A 16,265-nucleotide genomic window follows, 5' to 3' on the forward strand; every position below is an offset into this window, starting at 1 on the left:
AGGGCGCGCAGTCGCCGGGTCGTCGTCCGCAGCCGATGGACCGCATCCGGGCGGCCGTCGCGCACGGCGGCGTCGACCGCGAGCAGCTCGTCACGGAGTCCCGACGCAGCGGACGCCACGAAAGCCGCGGCCGACTTCTTCTTCGGGGCCGGGGTGGCCGGGGCAGGCACGACCGTCGAGGCGGCCCCGCCGGTGCCGTCGCCCGACGCTGCCGGCACAGCGAATTCGGAGCCCAGCCCTCTGGCCAGCTTCGACTTCGACGACGAGAGCGACGCGCCGGCCGCCTCCAGCCGCTCCGCGACCGCGTCGAGCAGCCGCTCGCCCTCGTCCCCGTCGACGCCCGGCGCGAGCTCGACCTCCCATTCGCGCCAGGTGCGCAACACGCCGGTGTCGGGGTTCGACGCCCGCACGACGTCGTCGGCGAGTTCGGCCAGCTCGCGGTCCGAGCCGTCGAGCAGGCGGGTCACGGTGCGCGTCGTCTCGAGTCGGAGCACGGGGTGCACCGGCCGGCCCCGCAGCCGCGCCTCGACCAGCCGGCGCAGGGCGTCCGGCACGGGCTCGCCGGGGTCGCCGAGCGGCCAGTGGACCTCGCGGCGCCCGGTCGTGCCGGCCGACGGCGGCAGCTTGAGGTGCCATCCGGCGTCGCCACCGCCCTCGCGCCTCCTCAGGGTGGTCCGGGCCCCGAGCAGCGTGTGGTCGACGGTGTCCCAGTAGGTCGCGGCGAGCTCGACGGGGTCGTCGTGCCCCACGCCGTCGACGACGAGCGCCTCGGCGGCGCCGCCCCCCACCCCGACCAGGTCGGGCACCCCGGCGGTCTCGTGGACGTCGTACTTGCGTTCGATCTCGGTCTGTTCGGTGCGGCGCGGTGATGCGGTGCTCATGCCTCCGTTCTAGTCGGGAGGCCTGGTGGCCGGCCCTCCGGACCCCGCGGGGCGGCCCGGCGTAGGGTCGTCGCATGAGCGATGTGGCACCGATTCTTGCCGGATGGATGGCGCGTCAGCGCTGGTACGCGACCAAGGGACGAACGCCCGCCCTGCGGGTGATCGGATCGTTCGAGGCCGAGGTGGACGACGCCCTCACCATGACGCTGCTGATCATCGACGAGGCGGCGGACGTCCCCGTCCTCTACCAGGTGCCCCTCGTCAGCCGCGCGACCCCCCTGCCCGGCGGCGACGCGGCCTTCATCGGCTCGGCCGACGGACGCTACCTCTACGACGGTCCCCACGACCCGGCCTACGCCCGGGAGTTGCTGCGCACCATGTCCGCCGAGGCGCACGTGGTGGGTGCCGACGTCACGGTCGACGGCACGCGGATCGTCGACCCCGGGCAGGTGCGTCGCTCGCGCGTGCTCTCGGGCGAACAGTCGAACACCTCGATCGTCTACGACGTCGAGGGCGGCCCCGTCGACCAGGTCATCGCGAAGGTCTTCCGGGTGCTGCACCACGGCGACAACCCGGACGTCACCACCCAGGCCGCCCTGACCCGGGGCGGGTCGACGCACGTCCCCTCGTCGTTCGGCTCGTTGCGCGCGACCTGGCCCGACGTCGGGCGCGAGGGCGGGACGGCCACCGGCCACCTCGCCTTCTCGCAGGAGTTCCTCCCCGGCCTCGAGGACGCGTGGCGCGTGGCCCTGACGGCGGCGGCCGACGGTACCGACTTCACCGCCGATGCCCACGCGCTCGGCGTCGCCGTCGCCGAGGTGCACGCGACCCTCGCCGCCGACCTGGGCACGGTCCCCGCGGGCGACGACGAGATCGCCGGGGCCCTGACGAGCATGCGTCGACGCATCACGACCGCGTCGCGCGAGGTGCCGCAGATCGCCGAGCACGCCGCCGCGATCGGTGCCGTCTACGACGCGGCCGAGCACCTGCACTGGCCCGACCTGCAGCGCATCCACGGCGACCTCCACCTCGGTCAGGCCCTGCTCTCGCCCGAGCGCGGCTGGATGCTCATCGACTTCGAGGGCGAGCCCCTGCGGCCGATGCCCGAGCGCTCGCGCCCCGACCTGCCGATCCGCGACATCGCGGGCATGCTGCGGTCGTTCGACTACGTGGCCGGTTCGCTGGCGCAGGAGGCCGTCCCGGTGGACGCCGCGGCCTGGGCGCACGACGCCCGCCGCGCGTTCGTCGACGGGTACGTCGCCTCGTCCGGCGTCGACGTCCGGGCCGCCCGGGCCCTGCTCGACGCGTTCGAGATCGACAAGGCCGTGTACGAGGCGATCTACGAGAGCCGCAACCGGCCGGACTGGATCGACATCCCGCTCGCGGCCGTCGCCCGGCTCGCCGCACGCAGCGCCCCCGCCGCCGGCTGAGCCGGGCGGGCAGGGTCGCGAGGCGTCCTCCGCGTGACGGGCAGGGTCGCGAGGCGCCCTCCGCGTGACGGGCTGCGCCTCCTGACCCCTCGACGGTGAGGGGGCAGGAGGCGCGGCGCCGACCTCAGGGACGCGGCACGTTGCGCAGGTTCGACCGCGCCATGGCCACGGCCTCGCCTGCGCCGCCGTTCATGACGATCTTCGACATGGCGAGCGAGAAGCCCTTCACCTGGGCGCCCGTGATCGTCGGGGGCAGCGAGAGCGCCTTCGGGTCGGTCGCGATGTCGACGAGCGCCGGACCATCGTGTTCGAAGGCTGCCTCGTAGGCCGCCCGGAGGTCGCGGGGGTCGTCGACGTGGACGGCGTGGATGCCGATGGCGCGCGCCACCGCGGCGTAGTCCGTGTAGGGCACGTCGACGCCGAAGTCGGGGAACCCGTCGACGAGCATCTCGAGCTTGACGAGGCCGAGCGTCGAGTTGTTGAACACGACGATCTTCACCGGCAGCTGGTACATCTGCGCCGTGACGAGTTCGCCCATCAACATGGACAGCCCGCCGTCGCCCGAGATCGAGACGACCTGGCGATCGGGGTAGGCCATCTGCGCGCCGAGGGCGTGCGGCAGGGCGTTGGCCATCGAGCCGTGCAGGTACGAGCCGAAGATGCGCCGCCGCGGGGTCGGGGTGACGTAGCGAGCGGCCCAGACGTTTCCCATGCCCGTGTCGGCCGTGAAGATGGCGTTGTCGGCCGCGACCTCGTCGAGCAGCGAGGCCGCGTACTCGGGGTGGATCGGCCGCATCTTCTCGACGTTCTTCGTGTAGGCCCCGACCGCACCGGTCATCAGCTTCTCGTGCTTCTTGAGGGTCTTCTCGAGGAACCTGCGGTTCTTCTTGCGTGTCACGAGCGGCATGAGCGCCCGGAGGGTCGGGGCGATCGCCCCGTGGACGGGCACCTGCACGTCGGCGCGACGACCGATCACGGCGGCGTCGACGTCGACCTGGGCGATGGTGACCGTCGAGGCGTCCGGCAGGAACTGCGGGTACGGGAAGTCGGTGCCGAGCAGCACGAGCAGGTCGGCGTCGTGGATGCCGGCGTGGGCGGCACCGTAGCCGAGCAGGCCGGTCATGCCGACGTCGAACGGGTTGTCGTACTGGATGACGTCCTTGCCCCGCAGGCTGTGCCCGATCGGGGCACCGACGAGGTCGGCCAGGGCGATGATCTCGTCGTGCGACCCACGACCGCCCTCGCCGACGAAGAACGCGACGGTGTCGGCCTGGTTCACGGCATCGGCCAGGGCCTGCACGTCGTGCCGGTCGGGCACGAGCTCGGGCGGGCGGACGCTGATGTAGGCGGGCACCTTGCCGCCCGCGTCGAGTTCGGCGATGTCGCCCGGCAGCGTGATCACGCTGACGCCCTCGCCCGCCAGGGTGTGCCGGATCGCGCTGGCGACGACCATCGGCGACTGCTCGGCCGTCGAGATCATCTCGCTGTAGCCCGAGCACTCGACGAAGAGGCGGTCGGGGTGGGTCTCCTGGAAGTAGTCCGAGCCGATCATCGTGCTCGGGATGTGGCTGGCGATGGCCAGGACCTTGGCACGGCTGCGGTTGGCGTCGTAGAGCCCGTTGATGAGGTGCAGGTTGCCCGGGCCGCACGACCCGGCGCAGACGGCGAGCTCACCGCTCATCTGCGCGTCGCCCGAGGCCATGAACGCCGCGGCCTCCTCGTTGCGGACGTGGATCCAGTCGATCCCGCCCTTCGCCGAGCCGCCCGTGCGACGCACGGCGTCGACGATCGGGTTCAGGCTGTCGCCGACGATGCCGTAGATCCGGCGGACGCCGGCGGTGACGAGCTGGGCGATGATCTGGTCGGCGACCGTGTCTGCCATGGTGATCCCTTCGTGGTGCGTGCTGGTACGCCTCCCAGACAACTCCCCCGGCGCTCACCGCCGACCGGGCTTAACCTGGGGTCATGAGCGACATCGCGAGCACGTACGTCCCCGAGTCCGGCACCATCACCATGTTCAGCACCTCGTGGTGCGGCTACTGCGCCCGCCTCAAGCAGCAACTCGGCAAGCAGGGCATCGCCTTCACCGAGGTCAACATCGAAGAGGTCCCCGGCACGGCCGAGATCGTCGAGAAGGCCAACGGCGGCAACCAGACCGTGCCGACGATCGTCTACCCCGACGGCTCGACGGCCACGAACCCCTCGCTCGCCGACGTCCAGGCCAAGCTCGGCCTCTGACGCCGTCGTGGGCCCGACCGGCACGACCTCCTCGGCACGTCGCCCCCTGCGGCTGCTGATCCTCGGCGGCACCGCCTGGCTCGGTCGGACGATCGTCGAGGCCGCCCTCGCCGGCGGCCACGACGTCACGTGTCTCGCCCGCGGGTCGTCCGGCGACGTCCCCGAGGGCGCGGCGTTCGTCCGGGCCGACCGTCGCACGCCCGGGGCGTACGACGCCGTGCTCGGGGGCGGACGACGCTGGGACGCGATCGTCGACCTGAGCCGCGACGCGTCGCACGTGCGTGACGCCGTGTCGGTGCTCGAACCAGTCGGCGCCTCCTTCGTCTTCGTCTCGAGCGTCAGCGTCTACGCCGACACCGCCACCACCGGGGCGGACGAGACGGCGGCCCTCGTCGACGCCGACGAGTCGGACTACGGCGGGTCGAAGGTCGCGGGCGAGCGCGCCGTCGTCGAGGCGTTCGGCGCCGACCGGTCACTGCTCGTCCGGGCGGGCCTCATCGGCGGACCGGGCGACCACACGGGCCGCACGGGCTGGTGGCCGCTGCGCTTCGCCCTGGCCGCCGCGTCCACGGAGCCCGATCCCGTGCTCGTGCCCGACGTGCCCGGCCTCGACGTGCAGCCGGTCGACGTCCGGGACCTGGCGAGCTGGATCGTCGCGTCCGTCGAGCGAGGTCTCTCGGGAACGTTCGACGCGGTGGGTGATCGGCAGTCGCTGGCCGACCACCTCGCGGTGGCGCGCCGGGTCGCCGGCCACACGGGCGAGGTCGTACCGGTCGACGAGCCCTGGCTCGACGCACACGGGGTCGGGCCGTGGGCCGGGCCCCGGTCGATGCCCCTCTGGGTGCCCCTCGCCACGCACGCGGGCTTCGGCGCCCGGTCAGGAGGCGCGGGCCGGGCCGCCGGGCTCGTGCCGCGCCCCGTGGACGAGACGCTGCGCGACGTCCTCGCGTGGGAACTCTCGCGTCCCGGCCCGGCGGGCCCCCACGGCGCGGGGCTCGAGCCCGCCGACGAACGCGAGCTGCTCACCGCCGCCCGCGACCGCTGAGGCCGACCCGCGCTCTGCCGGTCTCTGCGAGCCGCGCCTCGCGCCTCGCCCGCCGCACGCCAGCCGCCGCCCGCCGCCATGCAGCGCACCGCGTTCCGTGCAGCACGCTCCCTCTAGTCGCGGTGCGGTGAACGAAACGCGGTGCGATGCCGGCAGGCGGCCCGGTCCGGCGCGTCCTGGGTAAAAGGCCCCCGCGCCTCCGCACCCCGTTTCGTGCGCCACACACCGTCTAGTCGCGGTGCAGTGCACGAAACGCGGTGCCGTCGCGGCAGGCGGCCCGTATCAGCTCTGTGCGGGCGGGGCGAAGAACTCGATCTGGTTGCCGTCGGGGTCCTTGATCATGAGGGCGTGGCCGAAGTCCGCGTCCTGCAGGTCGGACTCGATGCCGACCGACGTGGCGTGCTCCTGCCAGGCGACGACGCCGTCACGATCGGTCACGGCCAGGCCGATGTGGTCGAGCCCGGGGACGGTCGGGTCGAAGGCCGCGCTCGATCCCCCGGTGTAGGCCGTCACCCCGAGGATCTGCCCGTTGCCGACGGAGAAGATGCGGCGATCGAGGCCGTCGAGTTCGATGCGGCCGACGGGGCCGGCGCCGAGCAGCTTCTCGTAGAAGGCGAGGCTCGTGTCGAGGTCGGAGACGGTGATGGCGACGTGGGCGTAGCCGGAGAGTTCGGGCATGGGGTGCTCCTTCGGTGGTCGGGTGTTCTCCGACCCACCGAACTCGCCTCGACTGAGAACGGCCTCTCGTCCCGCGCTCCGCCGTCCCCCGCATCCCTCCACAGGATGGCGAGATCCGATCCCGGAGTCCGCTCGAGCCCGAGACGATCGACGCGTGACCACCCACGAACGAGACCTTCGTTCCCTCCTCATCCGCTCGCGGTTCGACGATCCGTCGGAACGCCGAGCCCACGCGCGTGGCGAACTCGTGCGCGTCGCGCCCGGACGCTACGTCGAGTCGGCGGCCTGGCGGGGCCTGCGCCGCGAGGAACGCCACGCCGTCCGAACGGCGGCCGCGGTCGGCCGGATGCGTGACGCGGTCGTCGTCTCCCACACCTCGGCGGCCGCGGTGTGGGGCATGCCTGTGCTCGGCCCGCCGCTCGCCCGCGTCTCGACGACCGACCCGGCGCGCGCCCGGACCCACACGGGTGCGCACGTGACCAGACATGCGGCACCGCTGCTCTCGGACGAGATCACCCCTCATCGGGGTCTCCTCGTGACCACGCCGGCCCGGACGGCCGTGGACGTCGCTCTGAGCGGGACACGCAGCCAGGCCGTGGCCGTCCTCGACCACTGCCTGCGACGTCGGTTGTGCACGCTGGCCGAGTACCAGGCGTGCCTGCTGGGACGAGACCGTGTCCGGGGCTCGACCCGCGCCTCCTGGGTCGCCGAGTTCGCCAGCCCCCTGGCCGGTTCCGCCGGTGAATCGGTCTACCGGGTTGCCCTGGACGGTCTCGGATTCCCCGCACCCCGTCTCCAGGAACGGCACGTCGACGACGAGGGGCTCATCGGGTTCACCGATTTCGGGTGGGAGGCCTACGGCGTGTACGACGAGTTCGACGGCTTCGTGAAGTACCTCGACCGCGAGATGCGGCACGGGCTGACGGCGGAGGAGATCGTGATCCTCGAGAAGGTCCGTGAAGACCGGCTGAGTGGGCTGCCCTACGTGAATCGGGTGACACGAACCATCTGGCGCGATCTCGCGCGTCCGCAGCGGATCGTCACACGGCTCGAGCGAGCCGGCCTCCCGCGCGTCCACACCGCGAATCGTGCACGGCACCGTGACTAGTCGGGGTGCCGTGCACGAAACGCGGTGCGTCGAGGTGCGGCGGTGTGTCGCGGTGCCGTGCACGAAACGCGGTGCGTCGAGGTGCGGCGCGGTGCGTCGAGGTGCGGCGCGGTGCGGCGCGGTGCGGCGCGGTGCGGCGGGGTGAGGGCGGGTCAGGCTTCGAGGGCCTCGGTGAGCAAGGCGACGAGGGCCGAGAGCTGCACGTCGACGGAGTCGACGACCTCGGAGTCGTCGCCGTCGAGTGCCCGGGCGGCGAGGCCGGCCTTGCTGTCGATCAGCTCGGCGATCTTCGTGTCGATCGTCTGCGCCGCGATGACGCGCCACGCCGTGACCGGCTCGGCCTGGCCGATGCGGTGCACGCGGTCGATGGCCTGCGTCTGCTCGGCGTCCGTCCACGACAACTCGGCCAGCACGACGTTCGAGGCGACCTGCAGGTTGAGCCCCACGCCGGCCGCGGTCAGCGAACAGACGACGACCTCGACCTCGGGGTCGTTCACGAAGGCGTCGATCTGGCGCTGACGGACGGCCGGGGTCTGGTCGCCGCGGATCGAGGAGTACTTGATGCCCCGCTTGGCGAAGGTGGCCTCGGCGACGTCCATGACGTCGATGTGCTTGGCGAAGAACACCACCTTGCCGACGTTGCGGGCGAGCTGGGCGGTGTAGTCGGCGGCCAGGCCGGCCTTGGCCTGACCGATGCGGCGCACCATGCTGAAGACGTTCTCACCCGTGCTCGACGCGCTGGCGTCCTCGAGCTCCCACTTGGCGACCTGGCGGACGAGGTCGTGATCGATGCCCTCGACGCGGACGCCGGACGTGCGGGTGGTGAGCGCGGTGCGGTACTTCTGCACCATGCGGCGGGCCAGCTCGCGTTCGGCGTCGCGGATGGACCGGCCCACCTCGTCGTCGAGCTCGACCGGAAGGTCGGCGATGCGGCGGGCGGGGATGTCGGAGGCGACGTCGACCTTCTTGCGACGGACGATGCCGAGGTCGATCACGATCTCGCGCGCCGACGAGAAGAACCCGGGGTCGGCGGGGGTCAGGCCGACCTCTTCGAGGCGCTCCATCAACTCGGCGGCGGGCTTCTTGTCGCCGATCCAGCCGAGGAACTCCCAGATGGCGCGGAAGTCCTCGATGTCGTTGATCAACGGGGTGCCGGTCAGCGCCATGAGCAGCGGGTGCGCGGTGCGCGACCGGATGCGCTGGGCGAGCTGCAGCACGTGCCGCGACCGCTGCGATTCTTTGTTCTTGATGAAGTGGGCCTCGTCGACGATCATGCCCTTGAAGCCGAGCTCGCCGAGCCAGCCGACGTGACGGTCGAGCACCTCGTAGTTGACGATGACCACGTCGGCGAAGGCGTCGAGCTTCTCGCCGTCGCCGTGGATGACGGTCGCCGTGCGCGTCGGCGTCCACAGCTGGACCTCGCGGGCCCAGTTCGTCTTGACGACGTTGGGCACGACCACGAGCAGCGGGTACGCCGCGGCCGCCTGGGCGGCGAGCAGTGCCTGGGCGGTCTTGCCGAGGCCGGGCTCGTCGGCGAGCAGGTAGGTGCGGTGGCCCTGGCGGGCGGACTCGACGAGCTGTGCCTGGTGGTGCATCAGGGTGGCGCCCGCGGGGGCGTCGACCGTGGTGGGCTCGGGCAGCGGCATGCAGGCCGAGCCTCCCCCGGCGCCGTACTCGAAGGACTTGAACAGGGGGCCGAAGAGCTCCCAGTTCGCGAGCCGGCGCGGGTGCGCCTCGCGGGCGACCTCGGCGAGCGCGAAGTCGGGCGGCAGGAACGGGTTCGCCAGCTGCCGCGAGATGACCGACTGCGGGACGACCTGTCGCTCGGAGGTCGGCGCGACCGGCGCGGCCTCGGTGACGATGATCTGCTGCTCGGGCTCGAGCTCGAGCCCGGCCGACATCTGCATGTCGCGCTTGAGCGTCTTGGCGGCCTCGCTGACCGTGGCCGCGTCGCCCAACAGGGTGATCAGCGACGTGTCGCGGGCGGCGGTCTTGGCCAGGATCTGGGCGACGCCGTCGAGGCGCTTCATCTGCTCGGCGCGCTCGGACTCGCTGATGGCCTTGTCGACCTTGACCCGGGCGCGTTCCTCGCGCATGAGCAGGGCGATGACCTGGAACTTGGTGCGGCTCGAGGGCTTCACCTGACCGCGTTGCGCGGCGGCCTCGACCTCGCGCACCGCACGGGCGAGGACGGGGATCAGCCCGTCGTTGTCGACCTCGCGGCGACGGTTCGGACGCTGGGCGGTGCGGGTACCACCCGATTGACGCTGGCCTGGTCGAGCCAAGGCTCCTCCTCGTGGTCGACGCGGGACGTCGACGGTGCTGTGCCGCCGTGTCGGCGGAGGGTGCTGCGCGGGACGCCGAGAGGCTCGGCGACCCGGACGGACGACGACCGAGAGGGTCGCGCCGGATGCGTGCGGGGCGGGGTGCCGCGCGATGGACAGCTGTACCGGCTTCGCGACGGGCGACCTTCGTGGCGGGCAGTCCGACGACGGCACGTGCCCCGAAGCCCCGTCACGCCGAGGTGTCGACTCGCACCGGAGGAGGCGCGGACCGGAGAACACCCGGGCGGTGAAGCTGGGGACAGTTTACGCGTACGACGCGCCGGTACGCCACCAGCGCCTCCTCGTGTCCCGGGCCCAGGTGGCAACGGGCCGGCGACGCATCAGCCGCGACGACGCAGGCCGCGGGTCGCCGGCCCCTCGAGCACGCTGCCGTCGGCGGCGAACCGCGACCCGTGCAGCGGGCAGTCCCACGACCGTTCGGAGTCGTTCCAGGTGACGATCCCGACGAGGTGCGGGCAGATCGCCGAGACGGTGCAGACCTCGCCGTCGACGGTCGAGCGCGCGACGGGGGCGAAGCCGCCCGACCGGCCCACCTCCCCCTGGCCCTCGGCGGGTGCGACGGCGACCAGACGGCGGGTCATCGCCCCGGCCCAGCCCTTGGCCGCCCACCACGCGTCGGCCGCGTTGATGCCGATCCCCGACGCGATGGCGATCGGCGTCGTGACCCGCCCGTGCAGCGTGGTCATCCAGGGCTGCGGGTCGCCGAGCACGTCCGACACGAGGGTCATCGCGGCCTGGACCGCGTTCGTCAGCCCCCAGTGCTCGTAGCCGGTCGCCAGGTAGATGCGGCCTCGACCCCGCGGCAGCCAGCCGACGAACGGCACGTGGTGCGGCGTGCCGTAGTCCTGACCGCTCCACGAGTGGGTCGGCCGCGCACCCGGCCAGTGGCGCGTCGTCCACTCGGCGAGGTCGTCGACCATCGCGATCGTCGAGGAGGCGCGACCCACCGGGTGCCGGTTGCCGCCGGTCACGAGGCGGTCGCCCACCGCGGAGAACGACCGGGTGGGACCGTCGACCGCCTGGTACATGCCGTCCGGCAGGTCGTCGACGCCCTCGAAGGCCAGGCCGTAGGAGCGCTCGCTGCGGAGCTTGGCGAAGTAGAGGCCGCGGTCGAGCACGGGGCTGCCCGTCGTGACGTGCACGCGGCGGCCGCGGACGTCGGGACCGTCGCTGTGGGTCACCGTCGGGTTCGTCGCGTCGACGCCGGTGACGCGCACCCCCTCGACGACGACGCCACCGAGCGCCCGGACGTCCGCCACGAGCGCGACGATCGCCTGCACGGGGTCGAACTGCGCCTGGTCGGGCAACCGGAGTCCGCCGGTCGTGCCGAACGGGAGGTCGAGGCCGAACTCCTTGACGACGGGGAGGCCGGCCTTCCTCGCGACGAGGTACTCGTCGTCGACCGTGGCGATCCCGGCCCGGGTCGTCGCGTAGCTGAAGGCGTCCCGGCGCTCGACCTCGACGCCGGCCTCGTCGAGGTAGTCGACCATCCAGTCGAAGCCCGCGCGGTTGGCCGCGACGTAGGCGTCGACGACGCTCTGGTAGGTGTTCGTGCGGATGCGCTGGAGCTGCCTGCCCTGCAGCAGCGACATCGACGCGGACCCGCTGCCGCTCGCGACGCTGCCGACCGTGCGCGCCTCCAGGACGGCGACCCGGTGACCGCGACGCGCGAACAGCAAGGCGGTGACGAGTCCGGTCAGGCCCCCGCCGACGATCACGTCGTCGTAGACGGTCTCGGGGTCGATCCTGTCGGTGGTGACGTCGGGAGCGGCGTCGAGCCAGGGTGACGGCATGGGGGCCTCCGGGTGCGCGGGTGGGTGCTGCGCGCCACGGTAGGCCCGTCCGCCCGTCCGTGGGTGCGCGGCGGACCCGTCCGTGGGTGGGCGGCGGAGGGACCGGCGGTCAGGCGGGGCGGGCGAGGGTGCCCGCGGCGGCACCGATCAGCTGGACGGCCTTGCGGCGGCCCGTGTCGGTGCCGAGCGTGGCCTGTCCGCCGGCGTGGGCGAGCAGCTGCGACGCGACGCCCGGCGCGAGCCGGTCGGCCAGGCCGGGCAGGCGTTCGACCCAGGCGCGCGTCACGTCGTCGGCGAGGCGTTCGCAGGCCCGGGCCTCGGCCTCGTCGCCGTTGCCCCGGTGCCACTGTCCCGTCACGACCAGATGGGCGACGAGGGCCGCCGCGTCGCGCGCCGGGTGCCCGAGCCCCGCGGTGTCGACGTCGAGCAGACCGGTGACCCGCCACGGCTCGGACGGGTGCACGAAGAGCTGCTCGAGGTGCAGGTCGCCGTGGATCACGGCGAGGGCGTCCGAGGCGGATGAGGCGCGGCGCCGGTCGATCTCGTCGTAGAGGCCGTCGATCTCGGTCGCCCGGTCGGGCAGCGCGGCGCGCAGCGTCGAGCGGTGCCAGGCTCCGTGGTCGAGGGCGTCGGACTGCGCCCGCGCCACCACGTCGACGCGGGCGATGCGCGTGCCGAGGTCGACCATCTGCTCGACGAACCGCGGGTCGTCGACGAGCTCGACGACGCGCTGCCCGGCCGGCACCCCCGGGACGCGTTCGAGGACGAGCAGGCCGTCCGCCCGCGAGGCGAGCACGGCGGGCACCGGCAGCCCCTGCGCCCGGAACGCCTCGTGCAGGGCGACGATCGGTGCCACCCGGTCGGGGCGGACCACCTTGAGGAAGACGGTGGTCTCGGCGGCGTCGAGTCGGATGACGGCGCGCTTGCCGGGTCGGTACGCCGCGACGCTCAGCCGCGGTTCGGTGACGACGACGCCGAGCGCCGCGAGCGCGTCGGCCACCCGGTCGGGATACGTGGCCCCGGCGAGCGCCGGCAGCATCGGGTCGGCCGGGTAGGCCCAGACGGCGAGCGGCTGACCGGTGTTCGGGTCGCGGGTGAGCACCGAGGACTCGTCGGCGGCCCGGGTGTCGGTGTCGATGAAGGTCAGCACGGTCGAGGTCGCGCCGACCGGGTCGACCGTGTCGACCTCGTAGCCGTAGAGGAACCCGGCGCCCGAGGGCTCGACCGAGTGGGGTCGGAAGGCGACGACGGTCAGCCCCGAGTTCGCGAACGCGGCGGGGAGCACCTCGGCGGAGTTGGGCCACACGAGGAGGCAGTCAACCAGCAGCCGGACCGATCGGTGGGGAGGCGCGGGCGGGGTGACCGTTTCGTGACCTGTCGCGACGTCGCGACGCGGGCGGCGCCTCCCCGTCTACCCTGGAGGGCGTGAAGGTCGTCTCGCGCATCCGGCAGACGAAGCGCACGCCCCTGCTCCAGGTGGTGAAGACGAGCGTCGCGGTGATGGCGGCCTGGTTCGCCTCGGTGGCCCTGTTGCAGCAGCCCCTGCCGATCTTCGCCGCGATCGCGGCCCTGCTCGTGGTGCTGCCGAGCGTCAACCAGTCGTTCGTGCGCGGCCTCGAGCGCAGCGTCGGCGTCATCGCCGGCGTGCTCATCGCCTTCGCGGCCGGCCAGCTGTTCGGCGACGCGACCTGGATCGTGCTGGCGATCGTCGTGGTGAGCCTGCTCGTGGCCTGGGCCTTCCGGCTCACGCCGAGCTCGGCGAACCAGGTGCCGATCTCGGCGATGCTCGTGTTGGCGATCGGCGCCCAGACCCCCGACTACGCGCTCGACCGGGTGCTCGAGACGATCATCGGTGCGGCCATCGCGCTCGCGATCAACGCGTTGATCGTGCCTCCCGTCGCCCTCGCCCCCGCGCACCTCGCCGTCGGACGGCTCGCGCGCGACATCGCGTCCGTGCTCGACGAGACCGCCGCCGTGCTCGACGAACCGGTCGACGGGTCGCGGCTCGCCACGGGCCTGACCAGGGCCCGCGAGCTCAGGGTGGCCCAGGCCCGGGCGGTCGACGCGGTCACCGCGGGCGAGGAGAGCCTCCAGCTCAACCCCCGTGCGAGCCGCAACCGCAGCGTCCTCGAGGCCGACGCGGCGCTGCTGCGGCGCCTCACCGTGCTCGTCAACCGGGTGGTCGGCATGGTGCGGTCGGTCCACGACAACTACGACCCCCGGCTGTCCGACGACCCCGTGGTGCAGAGCATCGCCGAAGACCTCCGACGAGCCGCCCACGACGTGCGCCTGCTGGCGCGGACCACCGAGGAGGCGCTGCCGGCCGGGCGCGCCTCCCGCCTCCCCGACGCCACCGGCGGTCCCGCGACGGGCACCGGGCACGACGACGGCCCGGCGCTCACGTCGCCGGTGAGCGTGCTGCGCCCCGACCCGGACAACTGGGTGCTGGTCGGGTCGCTGCTCGAGGACCTGCGCCGCGTGCGCGAGGAGATCATCGGGTAGCATCCGACGATGCGACGGGGCCGGGCGACAGGGGTGGCCGACCCGACCCTCGACCGCTACGCCCCGTTCGCGCTGGTGACCGAGCCCGGTGCCCTCGGGCTCACCCGCTCGATGATCGAGACGGCACACGGCCGGACGGTCGTGCACCACGCGACGGCGTCGGCCGACCGGTCCTCGCGCCGCCGGGCGACCGTCCTGCTGCACGGGGCGGCTGGTTCGTGGACGACGTGGACCCCCCTGCTGCAGGCCGCCCGCGAGGTGGACGCGGTCGTCTCCCGCCCGGTGCTGATCGACCTGCCGGGGTGGGGCGCCTCGCCCGAGCCGGACCCGGGCCTCGACGTCGAGTCGGCCGCCGCCGTGGTGGTCGAGGTCGCCGAGGCGCTGGGCGTCACCGAGTTCGACCTCGTCGGACACTCGATGGGCGCGTTCGTCGCCCTGCACCTGGCCGCCGTCCGACCCGACCTCGTGCTCAGCGTCTCGGTCGTGTCGGTCACGTCCTTCTCGGCGATCGACGCCGTGACGCACCCGGTGCGAGGCCTCGTGCGGTTGCCGGCCTTCACGCTGCTGCGGGCGGCGTTCGGGGTGCTGCCCCGCGCCTCCGCGTCCCTCTTGCGCGGCGCGGCCCGCATCGGACTGCTGCGAGCGCTGTCGTCGCCCGTGTTCCGCCACGTCGACCGCGTCCCGCGCTCGGTGCTCGAGGCGTTCGTGGCCGAGCTCAGGCCCCGGGGCTTCCTGGCGGCCTCGAGGTCGGGGCAGGGGTACGACGCGACCCGGTGGCGAGGCATCGAGTGCGACGTCGCCGCCGTCAGCGGAGCCGACGACGTCTTCGCCCGGTCGTCCGACCTCGACCGCCTGGCCGGCGTCGTGCGGCACGCCCGGACGACCCTCCTCGCCGACTGCGGGCACTTCGCCCACGTCGAACGGCCCCACGAGACCTTGCGGGCCCTCGGCTGGGTGGAGGGCTAGGACGCCTCGGCCGACGCCGCCGAGCCCGCCCCGGCCCCGACCTCGCGCACGATCATCGCGACGCACCGCGCGTGGCCCAGCGGCCGGAAGTGGCCGTCGACCGGGAACTCAAGGTTGACGGCCCCCGGCAGGACGCTGCCCTCGGTGACGTGGGCGTCGAACCGCGACGCCATCGACGTGATGGTCCCGTTCGCCTCACGCTGTCCGGCGAGCCGCAACAGGTCGGCGTCCCGGGGCGAGAAGGGCCTCAGCGCCCTGACCGGCAGCACCCTCGCCCAGCGCGACCCCGAGAAGGGACTGTTGACCGTCACCATGCGGGTGATGCGTCGCTCGGCGTCGGTCGAGACCATCATCGTCTTCCCGACGAGCCCGCCCTTGCTGTGGGCCAGCACGACGACGTCCCGCAGGTCGTGGGCGTCGAGGATGCGTTGGGCCACCTCGGCGGTGGCCGCGATCGGACGACGGTTGTGGCCCATGCCGGGCACCACGACGATCGGGTGACCCCGATCGTTCAGCCGGTCGGCCACGGGACGGAGGAAGCGCCAGGTCTCGTAGACGCCGGGCAGCAGCAGGACGGGCTCACGGCCGCCGTCCCGGTAGCGACGCGGCACCACCCGGCCCGACCGCGGGACGAGGTGCACCCACCAGACGTACCGGTAGTCGAGCACGACCGTGCGGACGAAGCGCCAGAGGCCGACCCGGCGACGTCCGTGGCCGCGCGACGGTGTGGAGCTCATGCCGCCACGCTAGGCGACGTCAGGCGGCGGTGCCCACCAGGGGCAGTTCGCCCCAGGGCTCGCCCTCCGGCCAGGCGATCGACTCGACCGCGGCCCGGGCCATCTCGAGCGTGACGTCCCAGCGGCCACAGATCGACGCCCACGGCGGCGGGAACTCCGACGCGTCGTCGAGCAGCGCCAGGGCGAGTCGCCCGAGCCCCGCGCGGGCGGCCGCGCTCGCCGCGTCCGGCAGGGAGTCGGTCAGCCCGTGGACGACCCTCACCCGGTGGGCGAAGTCCATCTGCTCGATGTCGTCGAACGCCCCCCAGGCGCTCTCGATCTCTCGTCGCAGCCTCGTGATCTCGACCGCGTCGAAACCGTGACGGTCGGCGCGTCCGGGTACCGCTCGTGCCATGTCAGCCCCCCTCAGAGCATGGCCACGGATCGGGTACCCACGGCCGGGCGTCGGCTTCGGTGCCGATGCAGGCGAACATACCATCCAGTACGGTCCGGGCTCCAGCACCCTCGATCACGAGTCGATCACGGCGGCGAGCGACCCCTTG

General features: G+C 73.1%; 14 protein-coding genes. 6 read left to right on the plus strand and 8 right to left on the minus strand.

Features of this window, described 5'->3' with window-relative positions; translation table 11 throughout:
• The coding region (locus ASL10_RS15640; RefSeq protein ID WP_157485515.1) for a CYTH domain-containing protein at nt 1-881 on the minus strand (881 nt) is incomplete at its 3' end.
• A 74-nt stretch (nt 882-955) separates the two neighbouring features.
• Between ASL10_RS15640 and ASL10_RS12000 the strand changes: the two genes are divergently transcribed.
• Complete coding sequence (locus ASL10_RS12000; RefSeq protein WP_056048194.1) at nt 956-2,311, plus strand: hypothetical protein; 1,356 nt, start codon at nt 956-958, stop codon at nt 2,309-2,311.
• Nucleotides 2,312-2,435: 124 nt separating this feature from the next.
• Here ASL10_RS12000 and ASL10_RS12005 read toward each other — a convergent pair whose 3' ends face one another.
• Entirely contained in the window at nt 2,436-4,193 is a 1,758-nt protein-coding gene (locus ASL10_RS12005) for a pyruvate dehydrogenase (protein WP_056048197.1), read from the minus strand.
• An 83-nt stretch (nt 4,194-4,276) separates the two neighbouring features.
• Between ASL10_RS12005 and ASL10_RS12010 the strand changes: the two genes are divergently transcribed.
• Nucleotides 4,277-4,549, plus strand: coding sequence for a mycoredoxin (locus tag ASL10_RS12010; protein WP_056048200.1), 273 nt, complete (start codon nt 4,277-4,279; stop codon nt 4,547-4,549).
• A 7-nt stretch (nt 4,550-4,556) separates the two neighbouring features.
• Nucleotides 4,557-5,594: an NAD-dependent epimerase/dehydratase family protein gene (locus tag ASL10_RS12015; protein ID WP_235452802.1), complete on the plus strand. Its 1,038-nt coding sequence runs from the start codon at nt 4,557-4,559 to the stop codon at nt 5,592-5,594.
• Between the two features lie 282 nt (nt 5,595-5,876).
• On the opposite strand, the gene ASL10_RS12020 is transcribed toward ASL10_RS12015, so the two are convergent.
• Nucleotides 5,877-6,272: a VOC family protein gene (locus ASL10_RS12020; protein WP_056048202.1), complete on the minus strand. Its 396-nt coding sequence runs from the start codon at nt 6,270-6,272 to the stop codon at nt 5,877-5,879.
• Between the two features lie 154 nt (nt 6,273-6,426).
• On the opposite strand from ASL10_RS12020, the gene ASL10_RS16065 reads away from it, so the two are divergent.
• Nucleotides 6,427-7,380, plus strand: coding sequence for a hypothetical protein (locus ASL10_RS16065; protein ID WP_056048205.1), 954 nt, complete (start codon nt 6,427-6,429; stop codon nt 7,378-7,380).
• A gap of 152 nt (nt 7,381-7,532) precedes the next feature.
• Here ASL10_RS16065 and ASL10_RS12030 read toward each other — a convergent pair whose 3' ends face one another.
• The 3 genes from ASL10_RS12030 to ASL10_RS12040 form a co-directional block, all read right to left on the minus strand.
• On the minus strand, nt 7,533-9,665 hold the full coding sequence (locus ASL10_RS12030; protein ID WP_056048208.1) for a DEAD/DEAH box helicase: 2,133 nt from the start codon (nt 9,663-9,665) through the stop codon (nt 7,533-7,535).
• Nucleotides 9,666-10,045: 380 nt separating this feature from the next.
• Nucleotides 10,046-11,518, minus strand: coding sequence for an FAD-dependent oxidoreductase (locus ASL10_RS12035; protein ID WP_056048212.1), 1,473 nt, complete (start codon nt 11,516-11,518; stop codon nt 10,046-10,048).
• Nucleotides 11,519-11,627: 109 nt separating this feature from the next.
• The gene (locus ASL10_RS12040) at nt 11,628-12,824 is read right to left on the minus strand and encodes a phosphotransferase family protein (RefSeq protein ID WP_056048215.1); all 1,197 of its coding nucleotides are present in this window, start codon (nt 12,822-12,824) and stop codon (nt 11,628-11,630) included.
• Between the two features lie 119 nt (nt 12,825-12,943).
• Here ASL10_RS12040 and ASL10_RS12045 point away from each other — a divergent pair, with 119 nt between their 5' ends.
• The gene (locus ASL10_RS12045) at nt 12,944-14,020 is read left to right on the plus strand and encodes an aromatic acid exporter family protein (RefSeq protein ID WP_056048217.1); all 1,077 of its coding nucleotides are present in this window, start codon (nt 12,944-12,946) and stop codon (nt 14,018-14,020) included.
• Between the two features lie 9 nt (nt 14,021-14,029).
• Nucleotides 14,030-14,986 carry an alpha/beta fold hydrolase gene (locus ASL10_RS12050; protein WP_082460541.1) on the plus strand — a complete coding sequence of 319 codons (957 nt, stop codon included), beginning with the start codon at nt 14,030-14,032 and terminating at the stop codon, nt 14,984-14,986.
• Here ASL10_RS12050 and ASL10_RS12055 read toward each other — a convergent pair.
• Nucleotides 14,983-15,723, minus strand: a complete 741-nt coding sequence (locus tag ASL10_RS12055; protein WP_056048230.1) for a triacylglycerol lipase — start codon at nt 15,721-15,723, stop codon at nt 14,983-14,985. The genes ASL10_RS12050 and ASL10_RS12055 overlap by 4 nt on opposite strands.
• 19 nt (nt 15,724-15,742) lie before the next feature.
• Nucleotides 15,743-16,117, minus strand: a complete 375-nt coding sequence (locus tag ASL10_RS12060) for a hypothetical protein (protein ID WP_056048233.1) — start codon at nt 16,115-16,117, stop codon at nt 15,743-15,745.
• Between the last annotated feature and the right edge of the window lie 148 nt (nt 16,118-16,265).

The organism is Frigoribacterium sp. Leaf8 (genome assembly GCF_001421165.1).
In the GTDB taxonomy this organism is placed as follows: Bacteria; Actinomycetota; Actinomycetes; order Actinomycetales; family Microbacteriaceae; genus Frigoribacterium.

Bases quoted from the DNA above. Each gene is read 5' to 3' on its own strand.
- ASL10_RS12050 (WP_082460541.1), top strand. From the start codon at position 14,030: ATGCGACGGGGCCGGGCGACAGGGGTGGCCGACCCGACCCTCGACCGC.
- ASL10_RS12035 (WP_056048212.1), bottom strand. From the start codon at position 11,518: ATGCCGTCACCCTGGCTCGACGCCGCTCCCGACGTCACCACCGACAGG.
- ASL10_RS12055 (WP_056048230.1), bottom strand. From the start codon at position 15,723: ATGAGCTCCACACCGTCGCGCGGCCACGGACGTCGCCGGGTCGGCCTC.
- ASL10_RS12020 (WP_056048202.1), bottom strand. From the start codon at position 6,272: ATGCCCGAACTCTCCGGCTACGCCCACGTCGCCATCACCGTCTCCGAC.
- ASL10_RS12000 (WP_056048194.1), top strand. From the start codon at position 956: ATGAGCGATGTGGCACCGATTCTTGCCGGATGGATGGCGCGTCAGCGC.
- ASL10_RS12010 (WP_056048200.1), top strand. From the start codon at position 4,277: ATGAGCGACATCGCGAGCACGTACGTCCCCGAGTCCGGCACCATCACC.
- ASL10_RS12060 (WP_056048233.1), bottom strand. From the start codon at position 16,117: ATGGCACGAGCGGTACCCGGACGCGCCGACCGTCACGGTTTCGACGCG.
- ASL10_RS12005 (WP_056048197.1), bottom strand. From the start codon at position 4,193: ATGGCAGACACGGTCGCCGACCAGATCATCGCCCAGCTCGTCACCGCC.